Annotated in this window: 13 protein-coding genes, 5 tRNA genes and 2 pseudogenes; 12 read left to right on the forward strand and 8 right to left on the reverse strand. The window is 49.8% G+C overall.

The window, feature by feature from the left end; all coding sequences use genetic code 11:
* The coding region (locus tag EZMO1_RS07140) for an IS1380 family transposase (protein WP_222842209.1) at positions 1-1,173 on the reverse strand (1,173 nt) is incomplete at its 3' end.
* A gap of 436 nt (positions 1,174-1,609) precedes the next feature.
* On the opposite strand from EZMO1_RS07140, the gene EZMO1_RS26580 reads away from it, so the two are divergent.
* The 7 genes from EZMO1_RS26580 (at position 1,610) to EZMO1_RS07170 (ending at position 2,940) form a co-directional block, all read left to right on the forward strand.
* The gene (locus tag EZMO1_RS26580; protein ID WP_160173990.1) at positions 1,610-1,768 is read left to right on the forward strand and encodes a hypothetical protein; all 159 of its coding nucleotides are present in this window, start codon (positions 1,610-1,612) and stop codon (positions 1,766-1,768) included.
* Between the two features lie 141 nt (positions 1,769-1,909).
* Positions 1,910-2,188: a hypothetical protein gene (locus tag EZMO1_RS07145; protein WP_034874462.1), complete on the forward strand. Its 279-nt coding sequence runs from the start codon at positions 1,910-1,912 to the stop codon at positions 2,186-2,188.
* 159 nt (positions 2,189-2,347) lie between these two features.
* A tRNA-Pro gene (locus EZMO1_RS07150) sits at positions 2,348-2,424 on the forward strand.
* Between the two features lie 52 nt (positions 2,425-2,476).
* A tRNA-Pro gene (locus tag EZMO1_RS07155) sits at positions 2,477-2,553 on the forward strand.
* A 52-nt stretch (positions 2,554-2,605) separates the two neighbouring features.
* Positions 2,606-2,682, forward strand: a tRNA-Pro gene (locus EZMO1_RS07160).
* A 52-nt stretch (positions 2,683-2,734) separates the two neighbouring features.
* Positions 2,735-2,811, forward strand: a tRNA-Pro gene (locus tag EZMO1_RS07165).
* Positions 2,812-2,863: 52 nt separating this feature from the next.
* Positions 2,864-2,940 (forward strand) — tRNA-Pro (locus EZMO1_RS07170).
* 297 nt (positions 2,941-3,237) lie between these two features.
* On the opposite strand, the pseudogene EZMO1_RS25375 reads toward EZMO1_RS07170, so the two are convergent.
* Positions 3,238-4,662: pseudogene (locus tag EZMO1_RS25375) on the reverse strand (ISNCY family transposase).
* 166 nt (positions 4,663-4,828) lie between these two features.
* Here EZMO1_RS25375 and EZMO1_RS07185 point away from each other — a divergent pair.
* Both EZMO1_RS07185 and def read left to right on the forward strand, forming a co-directional pair.
* Positions 4,829-5,902 carry a CNNM domain-containing protein gene (locus EZMO1_RS07185; RefSeq protein WP_051789713.1) on the forward strand — a complete coding sequence of 358 codons (1,074 nt, stop codon included), beginning with the start codon at positions 4,829-4,831 and terminating at the stop codon, positions 5,900-5,902.
* Between the two features lie 79 nt (positions 5,903-5,981).
* Positions 5,982-6,494 carry a peptide deformylase gene (def, locus tag EZMO1_RS07190; protein WP_034874458.1) on the forward strand — a complete coding sequence of 171 codons (513 nt, stop codon included), beginning with the start codon at positions 5,982-5,984 and terminating at the stop codon, positions 6,492-6,494.
* A 52-nt stretch (positions 6,495-6,546) separates the two neighbouring features.
* Here the strand turns inward: def and EZMO1_RS07195 are convergent.
* From EZMO1_RS07195 to EZMO1_RS07210, 4 genes and pseudogenes are all read right to left on the reverse strand, one after another.
* Positions 6,547-7,142 (reverse strand): annotated as a pseudogene (locus tag EZMO1_RS07195) (alpha/beta hydrolase family protein).
* Positions 7,143-7,366: 224 nt separating this feature from the next.
* A complete protein-coding gene (locus EZMO1_RS07200) occupies positions 7,367-8,758 on the reverse strand; it encodes a S9 family peptidase (RefSeq protein ID WP_034874454.1) in 1,392 nt (463 codons plus the stop codon).
* A 53-nt stretch (positions 8,759-8,811) separates the two neighbouring features.
* Positions 8,812-9,945: a hypothetical protein gene (locus tag EZMO1_RS07205; RefSeq protein WP_034874452.1), complete on the reverse strand. Its 1,134-nt coding sequence runs from the start codon at positions 9,943-9,945 to the stop codon at positions 8,812-8,814.
* A gap of 26 nt (positions 9,946-9,971) precedes the next feature.
* Entirely contained in the window at positions 9,972-10,778 is an 807-nt protein-coding gene (locus tag EZMO1_RS07210; protein ID WP_034874449.1) for a TatD family hydrolase, read from the reverse strand.
* 42 nt (positions 10,779-10,820) lie between these two features.
* On the opposite strand from EZMO1_RS07210, the gene EZMO1_RS07215 reads away from it, so the two are divergent.
* Together EZMO1_RS07215 and EZMO1_RS07220 are read left to right on the forward strand one after the other, a co-directional pair.
* On the forward strand, positions 10,821-11,300 hold the full coding sequence (locus tag EZMO1_RS07215; RefSeq protein ID WP_145912519.1) for a hypothetical protein: 480 nt from the start codon (positions 10,821-10,823) through the stop codon (positions 11,298-11,300).
* On the forward strand, positions 11,301-11,792 hold the full coding sequence (locus EZMO1_RS07220) for a copper chaperone PCu(A)C (protein WP_051789711.1): 492 nt from the start codon (positions 11,301-11,303) through the stop codon (positions 11,790-11,792).
* A 119-nt stretch (positions 11,793-11,911) separates the two neighbouring features.
* On the opposite strand, the gene EZMO1_RS07225 is transcribed toward EZMO1_RS07220, so the two are convergent.
* Entirely contained in the window at positions 11,912-13,102 is a 1,191-nt protein-coding gene (locus EZMO1_RS07225; protein ID WP_034874445.1) for a nucleoside recognition domain-containing protein, read from the reverse strand.
* A gap of 141 nt (positions 13,103-13,243) precedes the next feature.
* The gene (locus tag EZMO1_RS07230; protein WP_034874443.1) at positions 13,244-14,830 is read right to left on the reverse strand and encodes a peptide chain release factor 3; all 1,587 of its coding nucleotides are present in this window, start codon (positions 14,828-14,830) and stop codon (positions 13,244-13,246) included.
* 1,289 nt (positions 14,831-16,119) lie between these two features.
* On the opposite strand from EZMO1_RS07230, the gene EZMO1_RS07240 reads away from it, so the two are divergent.
* On the forward strand, positions 16,120-16,596 hold the full coding sequence (locus EZMO1_RS07240; protein ID WP_236631990.1) for a helix-turn-helix domain-containing protein: 477 nt from the start codon (positions 16,120-16,122) through the stop codon (positions 16,594-16,596).
* Positions 16,597-16,617: the final 21 nt, after the last annotated feature.

Genomic DNA, 16,617 nt, shown 5'->3' on the forward strand with positions numbered 1-16,617 from the left:
CAATCTGTCGCCGGACAGATCACTTTTCAGATGTTTGATGAAGTTCTCATCCTGTCCTCTTGGACAGTAAAGCTCTTCATAAATTACCTCTGGAGAAGCTTCCTTCATCGACGTCACAATGAAACGAGGGTTGTCGCCTTTTTGGTTGACCTCCGCCTTGTAAATTATCCGGGTATCGAGACCTTTCCAGCTCTTGGCCTGGTATTCTGCTTCCCCGTAAAGTCTGAGCCGATCAGGTTCTGGCATGTTGTTCAGTCTTGCCAGCTCAGTCTTGACCTTCAGAGCTTGACGCGCTTCATCCAACAACTCTTTGGCTTTTGGCCGCAAAGCCGTTTTGTGGCCTGCACCTTTGCCCAAGACATAATCCGAATGAGGGGCATTCTGAACCACCCACATTAACTCTGGTTGAGCGAAGTGGCTGTCTCCCCGAACCAGTAGATGGGTTTTCGGCCACTTTTTCCGAAGCAGCCGAATGACCCGTTCGAGAATAGCTGCATTTTCCTTGCCCGTTGGGGTTTTCCCCGGACGAAGAATCGCCGTAATCAGCTTGCCGCTGAGTCCCTCAAAAATCATCAGGGGCAAGTAGCAGTAGTCCTGATATTTGGCATTAAACAGGTTCATCTGCTGGCCACCATGAGTAATGGCCGGTGTATGATCAAGATCGATAACGATCACCGGAGGTGGCAGCTTGTAACTGCTGATAAAGTGATGCACAAATGCTTCAGCCATCCTGTAAATGTCGGAGCGGGTCATAGATTGTCCCAGCCGGGTAAAAGTGGGCGCTGATGCGAGATGGTTATCGCTGTCCAACGGATTGCGACCAGTGGCCAGTTTGAACATAGGGTCTTTACGCAAACGGTTACTGTCGTTGGCATCTTCATAGCCGCAGGCCATTTGCAGAACCCGCTGAACCAGAAGTTCTTTCAGGGAGTGGTCGATATAGGATTGATGGCGTCTGTCATTGATGGCATCAGTCATTTTGCAGATAAGACCGCTCTGCAGAATGGTTTCCCGTAGCAGCAGAGTGCCAAAGTCAGAAGATAACTCCCCACCATTGAAGTCTGCCCGGATGGTTTTTCCATTTGAGGGATGAAAACGAAGCTGTTCTTGTGTAGATTTGGGCATGGCAAGTTCCGGTTTGCTTCTTCCGAAGCTTTCTTTTGGTCGACCCAATTATATCAAGTGATTGGGCGGAACTTGCCTCCTTTTATGAAATATTCGGGCTAGCGAAGCACAAGGTTTGTATCGCGAGGTGCAGACTGAAGGCAGTGTGGAGCAAAACTGCGAGCTGACGAATAGAAATCGGATATGAGGCTGTCTGCGTGAGGACGAGTCAGCATGTGATGACGAAGTCCCATACTCATCCGGACACTCGGACAGTAAATCCGGCAGTTGTGCAGGGAAGGCGGTGTAACTTACCTCGGGAGGTCTGTCTGGTGTCTGATATTTCAGACTGAGGTCATCGTAAGATGTCCTGATCGCCATACAGAAGTCAGCAGACGGCATAGTAGCTGGCGAAGTCAGTGAAGGCCTGAACGGTTAGAGCGGTGATTAGTTTCTGTTTCTCGATATATCGGACGCAGACAAAGGCCAGCAAACACTGGTGCTCATGCCAAGCGGTGACGGCGGAACCGAAAGCTGCAAGGTCATAAGAGCTGAGACTATATCGGCATTACAGGATTACAAAAGCCCGGCGGGTGGTGTGAGTCATATGTCTTGTATCACTGACCCTTCCATTGTCATGTTTGTGCTGATGGTAGACGCTTAACTAACCGAAACGCCCAGTACGGACCCGTACGCTGGGTGTTGTGGGAGGAGTGGAGCCGCGAGGCTCCACCCTATCCCGATTAATCTGGGCAAGGCCATTTATTCAAGTCTGCTGAACTGGGGGAGAGCCATTTTAGGTACAGTGCCTTTTGTCTGGCTTGTTGCACACTGGTATGGCGCTATTGGTGTTCTTCTCGGGCAAGCATTTGGTGGCGTTGTTTTTGCCATTGTCTCTTTAGTGTGTGGTTTTCTGTATATTCGCAGGGTTGAACGTAAAGTGCTTTCTGCACAGGCTGAGGAGTCAGCCGTATTACCTTGCAGTATGAACCTGATGTCATCGGAATGCTCACAGGTTGGTCAGCTTGCAGAAGAAGCTGAGCTGATTGAGAAGTGCCATTCAGAAGCTATTACTGCCCGATAAGCGGCTTATATATAGATGAAGCAATACGCTCAACATCAGTAAAAGGGCACTGATCATCTGAATTATTCATTTTTTTCGGTTAATACTTTTGTAATACGTAAATCATTTTGATAGATTAGCCGCCGTTGTCGAGCAGGGCTTGGTTTCTGAAGACAAATACGGGGTATAGCGCAGTCTGGTAGCGCGCCTGCTTTGGGAGCAGGATGTCGGGAGTTCGAATCTCTCTACCCCGACCATTTTCTCTTTCCGGGATTACTCGTGGTTCGAGTTTAAATAAACCGCACAATTCGGGGTATAGCGCAGTCTGGTAGCGCGCCTGCTTTGGGAGCAGGATGTCGGGAGTTCGAATCTCTCTACCCCGACCACTTTCTCTTTCCGGGATTGCTCATGGTTCGAGTCTAAACAAACCGCACAGTTCGGGGTATAGCGCAGTCTGGTAGCGCGCCTGCTTTGGGAGCAGGATGTCGGGAGTTCGAATCTCTCTACCCCGACCATTTTCTCCTTACGGGATTACTCGTGGTTCGAGTCTAAATAAGCCGTACAATTCGGGGTATAGCGCAGTCTGGTAGCGCGCCTGCTTTGGGAGCAGGATGTCGGGAGTTCGAATCTCTCTACCCCGACCATTTTCTCTTGCTGAGATTGCTCGTGGTTCGAGTCTAAATAAGCCGTACATTTCGGGGTATAGCGCAGTCTGGTAGCGCGCCTGCTTTGGGAGCAGGATGTCGGGAGTTCGAATCTCTCTACCCCGACCATTTTGAAAAGCCTGCAGTTTTGCAGGCTTTTTTTATGCCTTACGTTCAAGTTTTGCCTTTCGCTCCTCTCTAAAAAGATTGATACGTATCTAGTGCCTGTCAGAAAACCTCTGAAAAATGGCAGTCGTTCCTGGCCGACAGAAGTTGATAACGGCTGGATTTCAGTTACCAGACGAACAAAGGATGTTTTTTGTACTGCGCTGCTCAAAATACAACCTGATTCGACTATCTACGAGCACAGTAATCTCTCATGCTTGGCATGATCAAAAGTAAACTGACGGGAGCCTGACTGAAAGGCTACTGACGATCTCTGGTCAGCAGAATTTTACCCAACCGCTTCAGGTTGCTGGCGACAACAGCCAGTGCGACATACCGCTCAAAGCCTTCTATCCCTTTATCCGGGCATTTGTCGAGACCATTCGCTTCCAGTGCGTTGATATCGGATTCAACGGCTGAGTGCTTCCTTCTTGCCCGGATAAATTCCGGGTGGCATTCCCGTTTTTTGTCATTGGCTGACAGCCTGCCTTTCTTGGGAAGAACTGAATGCTCCAGAAGAACTTCCAGCTTTTCAAGATTGCCCGGACTCCAGAAGCCTTTGTCGTAGCTCACCTGGCTTAATGTCGGGAACCGCTTTTTGGCAGCCTCGGCCATAGGTACTGTAACCTGGTCGTCTGTTTGTTTTTGCATGACCTGATGATGCAAAGTAAAACCGAACTGATCCTGCAACACGCAGACCCGTAACCCCAGTTCAACCGGAGTTCCGGCTTTGCCTTTGCTGATCCATTCTGTATGAGGCTCAAAGATTGAGAACACCTTCTCATTATGGGGAATCTGCTCATGTTCTATCACCCGTCGGTAAATCAGGTTTATCTGGTGACGGCTGTGGGCTATGTGGTATTTGAGGTTTTCCAGCCTTGGCTCATCCGGTTGTTTTTTTCAACAGCAAGGACAAGGTCGTTTCAGCTTTGCGGACAATTGAAAGGCTGTACTTTATGTACTCAAGGTGAGCCATTTCAATGTCGTGCTGCCGCTGCTGTTGTTTCAGTTCACAGGTTGCGCTGGAATGCTTCAGGTTTCGAGCCTTGTTGTAGCGTTTGCGATGCTGGTCTTTAAGATATTTGCTCTGACGCCAGCCCGGAAGCTGGTACTGATTGGAGAGAGCGTATGCAAACTCAATGCTTTTACGGCAAGCGTCGCTCAGAAGGCTGATATCCGTGGGGAAATGGACATCGGTTTTGACTACGAAGGAATCGGCACGGCCATGTAGCGGCTCATCTTTTTTTTAACCAGCTGGTGACCTGCATCCACCGTGACCTGGTTAATCTGATCCAGTATCTCCGGTGTGAAGAGGCTGATGTTATCCTGCAATGTTTGTATGTGGTAGGAATGGGTACAATATGGGCCGTGACCGAGCATTTTCCGTAATGTCCCATGTTCATTAGCCAACTCTTGCAAGCGGTCATAGTCACAATTAGTGACAAGGCGCAGAGTGCCGAAAACCAGAATGTTCCAGAGGTCCATACCGGGACGACCGTTGTGCCGACTGGCAGGAATCATGTTCTCAAGCACCTGAAAAACCCTGTGTCGCAGATCAGGTGTTATCCAGATATGTTGCAGCCCCCGAAGCAGACGGGGAATGTCGTCTCTGGACTTGGGATTAAACGTGATGGCGGAGATATCAACTTCGCCCAACTGCATTTGTGGGTTGATGGTTTGGCGCATAAATGTGGAAACAGCCTGTTTTGGAAAATCTTCGAGTACTATATGGGGCTACAGGCTGCTGTTTTCAAGTGTTTGTGGGTTTTCGGACAGGCACTATCTACTCCATCCCTTTTTTCTTCTGCAACTGGTCTTTCAGGGTCGTCAACGGATTTTATTAGGCGTTACAATGCACCGAGCTGATCATCTGTCTCTGGAGTTGTTTGTGGTAGCGCTCGTTGCGTTTGTAGCGATTGCCCTGGTGGTATCGTTTTTCTGTTCCGTGTTCGAATCGGTTCTTCATCATCTCACCCCGGCTTACGTCATTAATCTGGAAAAAAAGCAAAGCTGCTGGGCTGGCAAGGTCAGATGGTTGCACGATAATCTGGATCGTTCTCTGGCTGCAGTGTTGACCCTTAATACCATTGCTCACACGTTTGGTGCAGCCGGGGCAGGGGCGCAGACTGCCACCGTGTTTGGTGATGCATCCGTAGGCTTGTTTGCTGCGATTCTGACAGTGCTGATTTTGTTTGTGTCGGAAATTATCCCTAAAACCCTTGGCACCAACGGCTGGCATAAGCTGGCACCTTATACTGCTGTCTGTGTCGGTTTTCTGGTCAAGTTGCAGATGCCGTTAATCTGGCTGGCAGAACAGGTGACCCGGCAGTTGACGCCTAAGCACAAAAAGAACGATTACCTGCGCGAAGAAATCAGCGCCATGGCTGATATTGGTGAGGAGGAAGGGGCGCTTCTGGGCACCGGGTCGGATTTGTTGAAAAACATGCTTCGGTTCAGGGATCTGAAAATCATTGAGATCATGACGCCTCGCTCTGTGCTGTTTACTCTGCCTGAATCTATGGATGCAGAAACCTATTTGCAAACTTGTCCTGATAATGCGTTCTCCAGAGTCCCTGTCTATAGCGATGAGCCGGATGACATCAATGGCTTTGTTATGAAAAACGATATTCTCATGGCCTATCATCAACGCGGTGGAAGCATAACCCTGGGTGAGCTCAAACGCCCGATCATTGCCGTACTGGAAAACGAATCCCTGCCCAGACTGATGTCGACCTTGCTGGAACAGCGCAACCATATTGCCATGGTTGTCACGGAATACGGCGATATCAGGGGTATTGTCACTCTGGAAGATATGATCGAAACGCTGCTGGGGCGTGAAATTGTTGATGAAAGCGATGAAGTGGTGGATATGCAGCAGGTGGCTCGACAGAAATGGGCAGAGCGCCTGCCGTCGCAGTTGCACTGAGTCAATATAACATGCACATTCAGGTAGCCTGTCTATAGTTGTGTAGTGATTATCTCGGGAAACTGGCAGAAGAATACAAATGGCTTTATTACAACTGGTGGATGAGTCTCACCCCAACCTGAGACGACCGACAAAACCTGTTTCGGACTTTGGCGCAGACCTTCAGCAGATCATCGATGACATGCTGGAAACCATGTATGAGGTGAATGGTGCCGGTCTGGCTGCCACCCAGGTGGGGCTGGATATCCGTGTTGCAGTGATTGATGTAACCTCTGATCACACTCAGCCACTGGTGCTGGTTAATCCCGAGATCATTGATTCAGCCAGTGAACAGACGATGGAGATGGGTTGCCTGTCTCTGCCTGGTTGCTGGGCGGCGGTCAAGCGGGCCGGTTGGGTTAAGGTTCGGGCGCAGGATCGTCATGGTGAGTTTTATGAAATGGAAGGGGAAGGTATTCTCGCTGAAGCTTTTCAGCACGAAATAGATCATCTCGACGGCATACTCTTCATTGACAAGCTATCCCCTCTGAAACAGAAAATGGTGCGTCAACGTGCTAAAAAAGCACTGAAAAAGCAACAGCGACGCAGTTGATATCAGTATCTGGTTGCAGCAATAAGGGAAGGGCAAGCCCTTCCTGTGCATCTCAGGGCTTCAGGTGACGTTTAAAAAAATCAGAAAGCCGTTGGTAGCTGCTTATCCAGGGCTTGTGGGTCAGAAATGTATGAACTTCGTCAGGAATCGCCAGCCCTTCGACTTCAACATTCCGTTCTCTCAAGGCGTGATAAAGCCTTTGAGACTCTTCAAAATGGACACTGCGATCATCATCCGGATGAATCAGCAATGCCGGCGATGTCCAGCCGTCAAGGTAGTGCCAGGGCGAGCTTTCCAAAGCACGCTGTGATCGGGCGCGAATCTCATCCATATCCTCCGGTGCGGTCAGCTCAAACTTGCTGGAGTTCCAGTGTTTTTGCCGAAACTCCCGGGGGAAGTGATGGCAGCCTTCAATATCGACTCCGGCTTTAAACAGATTGCTGTTTCGAGCCAGTCCCATAGCGGTAAGATAACCGCCATAGGATTTCCCCCACAAACCAATACGGTTAGCATCTATATTGCCCTGCCTGCGAGCCACTCACCGGCCGCCACAATATCCTGATATTCAGAATTGCCGTTCCAGCAATAATTGACAGGGTGTCTGAATGCTCTGCCGTAGCCTGAACTGGCGCGGTAGTTTACCGCCAATACGGCAAACCCCCTGCTGGCAAGATACTGGCAGCAGGCGTAAACATAAGATAAGCCAACCTAGGAGCCTGTCGGACTTACCACTGACCTACTGCGAAAAAGCCGGATTTGGCCATTTTTGACGATCCTTTTCGTTGAATAGCTCGCTATTCGCCTCAAATGATCGTCAAAACTGTCTCAAACCGGTCTTTTTCTCGCTACGGTCGGCTAAGTCCGACAGGCTCCTAGTTGCTGAAACCGGTCAGAGTCTGACACCAGGGGCCGCCATGCATAGTCACCAGCCCTGGGAAAGGGCCTGCCCCTTGCGGCATAAACAGCTGACAGGGAATCTCAAGGCCATCTCTGGAAGTAATGCTCAGCCCTTCGACGTCGGTAAAGCGTGTGCAGCCAGATTCATAAACCGGTTGCCCAAAACGTTGCAGCGATGATTCATCCATTTTAACAACAGAGGCAATCAGTGGTTGTCTGGGACCCGACAGGATAAAACCAAGGGCAGAGCCCGAAGCGACGGGTGTGGGATTAAATACAATGCTGTTATCGGGCAGCATGGAATGCAGGCTTTCAGTATGTCCGGAATTCAGGTTCAAACGGGACAGGCAGTAACCATGCGGCGTGTTGTCGTTATGGGTGAAATACAACCAGCCGCTGTTCCGGTCAGCTGCGTAACTGTGCACCAGATATTTGCCACAGGTCAGGGCTGCAACTTGCCGTCGGTCGAGATCCAGGCGGTAGACATGGTCCCAGCCGCTGGCTTCGTGGCTGAATACCAGCTGAGTGTCGTTAATCCACAGGAGAGGTCGGCTGCCTTCCTGCAGAGATAGGCCATAGCCTTCGGGGCATTGCCAGTAAGACCGTGTTTTCATGGAATTGATATTAGCCACCATCAATTCGAAACGATCAGGGGCATCACTGAGCCAGAAATCAACAATATCGGGCTTGGTGCCATGACAGCGAAGAAAGGCCAGCTGTTGACCATCAGGTGACCAGACCGGATTAATATCACGGTCAAAGCTTGGGCTGAGCCATTGAATAGCCTCCTCATCCGGATAATGCAGCCCAATGAAGCCGTGACGATAGCGGTTGATCACCATAGCCAGACAGTCCCCCTGTTCCGACCAGCTCAGCTCTGCAATGGTTCCACGGGTTTCCAGAACCTGCTCTGGTTCTGTTGCTTCTGACTCCGGGTTTATGCGCATCAACTGGCGCTTGTTGTGGGTGTAATAGAGATAGGCAGAGCCGGGGCGAAAGCAGGCAAGCCCGGTTTCTGTCAACGCTTTCGGAGCGCTGTGGTTGTCTGACAGATTCAGGTACCAGAGAGTTTGTACCGGGGCTTGATTGAGCGATAGAGGGTTGGGGTATTCATTCAGCTCATTTTTGCCTTCCCCTCTGATAAACAATAATGCAGAGCCGTCGTCAGCCATCTGCAGGCTGACTATTCTCTGTCCGTCGTCTTCTCGAAAGGCAGTCACCTGAACAGGGTTATAGTCCGGTGAGGAGGCGACAAACACGTTGCGAATGCCCTTATTCATCTGAACCCAGGCGAAAGTGTCCCGGTGTCGGGCGCTGATCATGTGTTCGGTAAAGGTAAAGCTCAGGAACTCTTCAAGGCTGTGCATAGCCACTGACTCCTGCTGTTGGTGGGCAGAGATCCATTAGAATAGAAGCTCTTTCAGGGTTTTACCGAACGGGTCAGTTCCTCTTTCCAGAGTTGTTGCGCCATTACGGTAACATCGTAAGGCGTCCAGAAACCATGGGGCTTGTGAATGCCTTTGTGGTGCTGCTCTGGCAAGCCTGCCAGAAGCAGGTTGCCGACTTTGGTAGAGCAGTTATAACGGGTGAGGTTGTACCCTTTGTCCTTGGTTGAATTCATATGGCTGACCATTTTGTCCCGGTCCAGCCCTTTCAGCTCGACCACATAGTCAGGAATACCGAATTGCACGCAATCTTCCTGAAATGTATGACTGGCAGCCGTAATTGAAGAGCCGGGGAGGGTAGCTTTTATACCACTTAGTGCAGACTCCCTCATCCCCAGGTGTGAGACATACTGCGGCTTATTTCCTTGCCCACCTTTTCCTCCAATGACCAACGCTGCATGGCCGGAATTTTCCGGCGACCCATCCTGAAAAACGACAACATAAACAGATTCAGGGTTTGACAGCTTTTCACTCATCCTGACTAAGGCTTTGGTGAAAGCGGGGATATCATCAATTTTATGTCGTTTTGCTTTGCCATTAAATCGCCTTTTCTGTCCGGAGATAAGCTGACGTGTGCCTTTGAGTACACCGTGTTTTCGGGGAATAACAAGATTATCCTGCGTATGGAAATTTATCATTTCAGAAAGCGTTGCCCGATTGATCATAGCATTCATTGCAGTCAGTTGTTGCTCGGTTGTTTTGTTTTTTACAGGTTTTATTGTGAAGTCCGTGCGCTCTTTGTCTGAAGGTGTTGTATAAACTGCTAAACCATTAGCCACCAGAAAAGCGGAGGCTATGTTCTGGCTTTGTTCCTTTGAAAGGAAATAGGGGGTTTTGCTTTGTATCGTTGCTGTAGTTTGCTCCAACAGCTGTTTGAACGTTGTTTTGGAATTTGACGGATCAGTTTCAACCTTTGTGATTTGGTAAGAGCGAACAGGGCGCGAATTGCGAGAAGGTTTTATCTGCGGAAGAAATTTTTTTGCGAAAGAATCAAGCTTTATACGCCACCCTTGCCACCCTGCTTTTTTGGACTGAGCGCTTTTATTGGCTTGCTCTGGTGTTGGAGGCGTTTGTGTCGTCTGTAATGGCGCTTTTGGTTCTGTTTTCATTGGCTTCCCTGCCAGTCGTGTCTGATTTAAGCGTAGCTGGGGTTGGGAAGTGAGAGTATTTTGCGGGTGTTGTGTTGAGTGGCTGCAGCAATGTCTGCTGCTGTTTCAGAGCGAAGCTCTGCCAGAGCATCAAGTACTAAAGTCAGCCTTGTGGGTTCATTTCGTTGTCCCTGAAAGCCGTGCAGTGGCATATCGGGTGCGTCAGTTTCCAGTACTATGGCACTTAAAGGCAGGGAAGCTGCCAGAGCTCTTATTTTGCTGGCTCTGGGGTAGGTGATGCTGCCACCGAAGCCAAGACAGAAGCCCTGTTCAATGTACTGGTAAGCCTGTTGTTCACTGCCGGAAAAAGCATGCACAATGCCGCCCTGTTTGACCGGGTTTAGTCTCAGTTGTTTCAGTATCTGGTCGTGAGCTTTGCGGGCATGAAGAATCACCGGGCGACTGAATTGTCGGGCCAGTTCCAGCTGTTTACAGAACCAGACGGTCTGAAGGTCATGGCTGACGGTTTGCACGGCAAAATCCAGCCCGATTTCACCCACGGCAACAATCTGAGGGTTGGTCTTGAGGTTTTTTTCCAGCAGGAGCAGGTCATCCGGCTGATGCTGTTCCACAAACCATGGGTGTATTCCCAGTGCCGGAAAGAGTTGCACCGGATGCCTGTTTTCATGGCACAGCTGTAACAGTGATGACCAGCGTGCTGACTCAGTACCCGGTATGCAAATGCCCTTAATGCCTTGTTCAAAGGCGTTCGTGATGACTTGCCCCCGATCCGGATCAAATTCAGAAAAATCGAGATGGCAGTGGCTGTCGATTAAAGCGGGTTGCTGGTTCATGGTCGTTTAATGTTATGGGTATTTGTGCGTATAATCTACCGCATGAATTATAAGCAGTATGGATGTGCACTGCTGGTGCTGGCTTCGATGGCAGCGCTGGTGGTGGTTCCCGGATTATTACAACAACGAACACTGTTATCGTCAGAAGATAAAGCCAGAGAGTTCCACCGTACTTTCTGTCGTGTCTCGGCAGGATGCCGGCTGGATATTCATGATGGTACCATCGAACTGTTCATTGAGCCTTATACTATGCCAGTACTCCAACCCTTGCAGATTGATGTGAAGATTGTTGGGGTCAAGCCTGAATCGGTGAGTATGGAGTTTATTGGCAGGGATATGGCTATGGGGCTGATGCCTCATAATCTTGAGCTTCTGGAGCACTCCACAAATTTCTGGTTCTACAGGGGCGAAGCAATGATCACCTTTTGCCCCGTTGACCGGAATATGGTCTGGCTGGCTCGGGTAGTGGTGGAGTCCGATCAATTAATAAGAACAATGGTTTTTGAGTTGGAGAATCAGTAAATGATGGGTCTGGTTGGTTTATCTCGCTTTGTAAAAGCCTCCCTTTTGGGAATGCTGTTTTCTGTGTGCATCAGCTCGGTTAACGCTGCAGATGTGGTGATTTTAAATGCTATGGCCAGAGCTGTTCCGCCGACTTCAACCAATACCGCAGCGTTTATGACGCTGAAAAATGTTGGTAAAGACGATATCAGGCTGGTCAGTGTGGACAGTAGTGTCGCCGAAAGAGTGGAGATTCATGGTCATCGCCATGAAGGCAATAAGATGATGATGTATGAAGTAGAGGATTTGGTACTGCCAGCTGATAAAGTGGTGAAGCTGGAGTCCGGTGGGTATCACATTATGATCATGGGGCTGAAAAAGACATTGAAAGAGGGCGAGAAAGTGCCGCTGACACTGCATTTCTCAGATTCAGATGCCATTGATATTCTCGCGCCGGTCAAGCCGCTGATGGAGACGCTTTCCAAAGATCCTCATGGACATATGTCGCACTGATTGCCTTCGATTGAGGTGTGCGAAACGATCTCCCAACAATTTCCCAGCAATCTCTCAACAAGGTGAACGTCATAGAACACCTTGTTGAGAGTGACGAGAATGGTTTTGTGTCTTAATAATCAGAACAGGCTTTGGGTCAGCAGATAAATGTATCGGGCAGCAACACCGGCACAGAGTCCGCCAACGGTGTGAGCAATAATGGCTTTTGATGTCAGGTTTCGAAAACCCAGAGTGTCCAGCATGGCAGTATGAGTACTCAGGTAACCACTCCAGCACATGCCCATGGCGGTAAACACAGCAATATCACTTTCACTGATGATGCCCTGGGAAATAAAGTTTGGCACCAGTGACATGGCTGCACCCACGGCACCCAGCGAGGTAATCGGGAAGGCTACCAGCTCGGGGTGGTCAAAGCCGAACAGCAACTGGAACAGCCAGGACAGTTCGCCTGCCAGCTTAGGCAGCAGGGCAACCCCTTCGTAAGCAGCACCGGTATAACCTTCCGCAGACGGGCCAAAGGTCAGAACCATGACAACAGTACTGATAATCAGTACGCCGGGAATAATGGCCATGCCCATTTCCACGCCGCTTTTACCGCCGTCCAGAATGGAATTCAGACCACGCAGCCAGACAGGGCTGTTGTTGTGTTCTTCAAGCAACTCGGATTTTTGTGACTTCAGCTCATCCAGCTTGATGGCTTTTACGTCAGAAGCGGTCAGGCGTTGCATCAGACGGGTGGAAATGATGGCGCCGACCATAGCGCCTGCCAGTCCCACCAGGGCAGCCTGCAGGAAATTCTGATCCGAACCGCTTTCCAGCGTTGCCATAAAGGTGATGACGATCAAACCCATACCGAAAGCGGTACCAAAATTGGTCAGTGAGATCAGCTCGTGAGGTTTGAAGCTATTGCTAAAGCGTTTGTCTTTGGCAAGACTGATGATGGCCGGGTTGTCAGAAAAGAAGGTCATCATGGCGGCCATGGCGGCCCGGCCGGGTAAGTTGAACAGGGGGCGCATCAGTGGCATCAGCAGTCGCTCCAGCAGACCGATGACATGAAATTCAGTCAGGAGCCGGCTCAGGGCTCCGGCCAGAACGGTGATACCCATCAGGAACAGAACGGTATGCAGCAACAGGTCGTGGGCCGTGCTGAACAGCGTGTTGAACATATTGGTGAGACCCATTTCTGAGCCCACGTAACCGAAAAACAGAACCAGAAACAGTAGCAGGCCTAGCGGTTCGATGATCTGGCGAGCACCAAGGTTACTCGATTGGACTTTGTCTTTATCAGACACCGAGACAAATTCATTCATATAGGCTCCGGGAGGGGACTGGAGAGTAAAGATTAGGTGAAAACAGTCAGTGACGCAGAGTTTTGAACAGTTGTACTACATAAAACCATTATTGAATCAGTCAGGAACAGGCAGGAAAAGCCAGCCTGTTCCCTGCCATTATCAGTGCTCGCGAGTCGTTCGGAAGTTAACGTCCGGATAGCGCTCCTGCGACAGAGACAGGTTAACCCGTGTAGGTGCCAGGTAAGTCAGGTGTCCACCACCATCAATGGCCAGATTCTCGGCGCATTTGCGTTTGAATTCTTCCAGCTTCTTTTCATCGCTGCATTCAATCCAGCGTGCAGTATTAACATTCACCGGCTCGTACAGGGCTTCTACCTTGTATTCATCTTTCAGGCGACGCATAACCACATCGAACTGCAGAACACCCACCGCACCCAGAATCAGGTCATTATTATTGACCGGCATAAACAGCTGGGTGGCACCTTCTTCCGACAACTGCTGCAGACCTTTCTGCAACTGTTTCAGCTTCAACGGATCTTTCAGGCGCACCCGGCGGAACATTTCCGGAGCAAAGTGAGGAATACCGGTGAACTTCATCAGTTCACCCTGACTGAAGGTGTCACCAATCTGGATGGTGCCGTGGTTGTGCAGGCCGATGATATCACCGGACATCGCTTCTTCGACATGAGAACGGTCACCCGCCAGGAAGGTCACAGCGTCGGCGATTTTAACGTCTTTGCCAATACGCACATGCTTCATCTTCATGTTGCGGGTGTACTTACCGGAACAGATACGCAGGAAGGCGATGCGGTCACGGTGTTTCGGGTCCATGTTGGCCTGAATCTTGAAAACGAAGCCGGAGAATTTGTCTTCCGCAGGTTCAACAGCACGTTCGTCGGTATGACGTGGCAGCGGCGCGGGAGCCCAGCGGGCGAAGTCATCCAGCATTTCACGCACACCAAAGTTCGCCAGTGCGGTACCAAAGAAGACCGGTGTCATGCGGCCAGCCCGGTAGGCTTCCAGGTCGAATTCATGGCTGGCGCCCTGAACCAGTTCGATTTCTTCCACGAAGTCGTCGTAGATTTCATCCAGCAGTTCACGGGCTTCATCACTGTCCAGTCCCTGAATGCGGATGTCTTCCGGCACCGTGTGACCCTGACCGGGAGTAAATACATGAATGGTATCGGTGTAAAGGTTATAAACACCCTTGAAACTCTTGCCCATGCTGATGGGCCAGGTGATCGGCGCGCACTGGATTTTAAGGATGCTTTCGACTTCGTCCAGCACTTCGATCTGATCCCGTACTTCACGGTCCATCTTGTTGACGAAAGTGAAAATAGGGGTGTCGCGCAGTCGGCAGACTTCCATCAGCTTAATGGTGCGATCCTCGACACCTTTGGCGCCATCGATCACCATCAGGCAGCTGTCAACGGCTGTCAGTGTGCGATAGGTGTCTTCCGAGAAGTCTTCGTGCCCCGGTGTGTCCAGCAGGTTGACGGTGCAACCTTTGTAGGGAAACTGCATCACCGAGGTGGTGATGGAGATGCCGCGCTCCTGCTCCATCTTCATCCAGTCAGAAGTCGCCATACGTCCGGATTTTTTACCCTTAACGGTGCCTGCCATCTGAATAGCTCCGCCGAGAAGCAGCAGCTTTTCCGTAATGGTGGTCTTACCCGCATCAGGGTGGGAGATGATAGCAAATGTGCGTCTAAGCCTTATTTCATCGGCTAATGAGGTATTTGACATGACTCTAAATTCATACTGTGTACACAGGTATGTACACATAAAAAATATGAGACAAACCTGAAAAGAAAATTGGGCGCATATCTTATGAAACACGCCAGCTTCCGGCAAGAACTCATTTACGATCAGAGGCAAATGGCGATAGTAACTGCTTGCAAATACACCTTAACTCGTTGGCTCTTGGTCTTCGACACATATCTTTACTATCTTCGTGAGCCTTGGCTTCCGACTCTAATTCTCTTGCAGCTATTTTTAACAGGAATTCCATGCTCTCAATATAAATACTGAGACTCTTGGTATCCAACCGTTCGGCGCTATTATTATCCATCCTGTACTCCTGTTTTACCGAAACTACTGTATATAAAAACAGTATTATTTTCTACATTCTGTCGTATAACTTCGAATTGCTACCACTATCTCACAAGTTTCGAATCTATCAAGTTTTGACTATTTCTTAGTCAATTTGTAACTGAAGCCATAGTCACTATCACACATTCCCAGTTCAACCGACTGATCAAACGAGTCTTATTTTCCAGATTTCCCCGCCCATCTGGTTCTAAAGGGTTTTAGGGAAAACCTGATTTCACTTTTTACAAGACAAGCCTTCGGCGGCTCTCTAACAAGGCGTTAGAAAATTTCTCATCAATTAAATTAAGCTACCCTTGACGACTGTTTGGCCTATGCGCCAAACTGGCTCCCATCACCCCTGCGCTGCTGATAACAGTTGCTGGGTGGGAGCCACCCATCAGGACAAACGGCACTCTATGCCGGGCGTCCATGGATAAAAAACCGTGAACGGTGGGTCAAGCCGTGCCTTGCTGCTTTGCAGGGAGGCGGAAAGCAGTGGGGAGTGCTAGCAACTCTTATCAGCGTCCCGGCACCACTTTCTAACCAGCTCTGTTCCCCAGAGCTGAGGCTCCATGTTGAATACGATATGGACATCAGAACCGCACTCTTTGAGCTGCGGTTTTTTCGTTTCTGGAACATACGACACCTGTATTTGTTATGACGTCAGTGTCGCGAGGCCTGCGCGTAGTTACAGTGTGTCAACAAAGGAACGGAGAAATATTGATGTGAGTCAGTTTTCAAATCGTAGTTGCCAGGTTGGCAACTTTGGTGAAAAAGCTGACCCAGATCAAAGAAGAAAGGCAGTTCAGCCATTGACAAGACCATGTTTCCAAAAATAACAGATGGGGGCGGAGCTATGAATGTACAAACCGTTTACGCTGTCACTAAGAGTTATAATTCGGTCACGGAACTGGGAAGATCAGGATTTAGCCGAGGAGATAAACGTGGAGAAATCAACCGTTTCACGGTGGCTCAATGGAGAGAGAGAACCAAAGAACCTGACCGAGCTGGTTAAACTGGCTGATAGCCTTGACATTTCTCTGGACGAGCTGGTCGGGCGGGATCGGGAAAGGGCTAAGGCGATGAGTCGCTTGAGGCATATGGATAAGGGTATGTTTCGCAAGGCGAGGGAGTTGTTCAGTTATGCGGTTCACTTGCCTGATAAAGATCTGGCAGTATTGCTGGACAAAGCAAAGGCAATTCACGTGGAAGCCATGAACCTGGAACAATTAGACCAAAATGAATTCAAGCAACGACTGGCGATTTCACCGGGGCTGAAGCGAGATATCTCTGACGCGCCAGCTGTCATCAAATATCTAACAGCCGACGGCATCGTCAGGGCAGAGATCAGGCGGGATTACTGCATTATCAGGCAGGCATTCAAAGAACCAAGCTACTGGTTTGAAGAGTGGGTGGAGTGAGGAAAGGCCGGGCAGGATGCC

It is taken from the genome of Endozoicomonas montiporae CL-33 (assembly GCF_001583435.1).
Taxonomy (GTDB): domain Bacteria; phylum Pseudomonadota; class Gammaproteobacteria; order Pseudomonadales; family Endozoicomonadaceae; genus Endozoicomonas_A; species Endozoicomonas_A montiporae.

Bases quoted from the DNA above. Each gene is read 5' to 3' on its own strand.
- EZMO1_RS07185 (WP_051789713.1), top strand. From the start codon at position 4,829: ATGCACCGAGCTGATCATCTGTCTCTGGAGTTGTTTGTGGTAGCGCTC.
- def (WP_034874458.1), top strand. From the start codon at position 5,982: ATGGCTTTATTACAACTGGTGGATGAGTCTCACCCCAACCTGAGACGA.
- EZMO1_RS07220 (WP_051789711.1), top strand. From the start codon at position 11,301: ATGATGGGTCTGGTTGGTTTATCTCGCTTTGTAAAAGCCTCCCTTTTG.
- EZMO1_RS07225 (WP_034874445.1), bottom strand. From the start codon at position 13,102: ATGAATGAATTTGTCTCGGTGTCTGATAAAGACAAAGTCCAATCGAGT.
- EZMO1_RS07200 (WP_034874454.1), bottom strand. From the start codon at position 8,758: ATGCACAGCCTTGAAGAGTTCCTGAGCTTTACCTTTACCGAACACATG.
- EZMO1_RS07205 (WP_034874452.1), bottom strand. From the start codon at position 9,945: ATGAAAACAGAACCAAAAGCGCCATTACAGACGACACAAACGCCTCCA.
- EZMO1_RS07230 (WP_034874443.1), bottom strand. From the start codon at position 14,830: ATGTCAAATACCTCATTAGCCGATGAAATAAGGCTTAGACGCACATTT.
- EZMO1_RS26580 (WP_160173990.1), top strand. From the start codon at position 1,610: ATGCCAAGCGGTGACGGCGGAACCGAAAGCTGCAAGGTCATAAGAGCT.
- EZMO1_RS07210 (WP_034874449.1), bottom strand. From the start codon at position 10,778: ATGAACCAGCAACCCGCTTTAATCGACAGCCACTGCCATCTCGATTTT.
- EZMO1_RS07215 (WP_145912519.1), top strand. From the start codon at position 10,821: ATGAATTATAAGCAGTATGGATGTGCACTGCTGGTGCTGGCTTCGATG.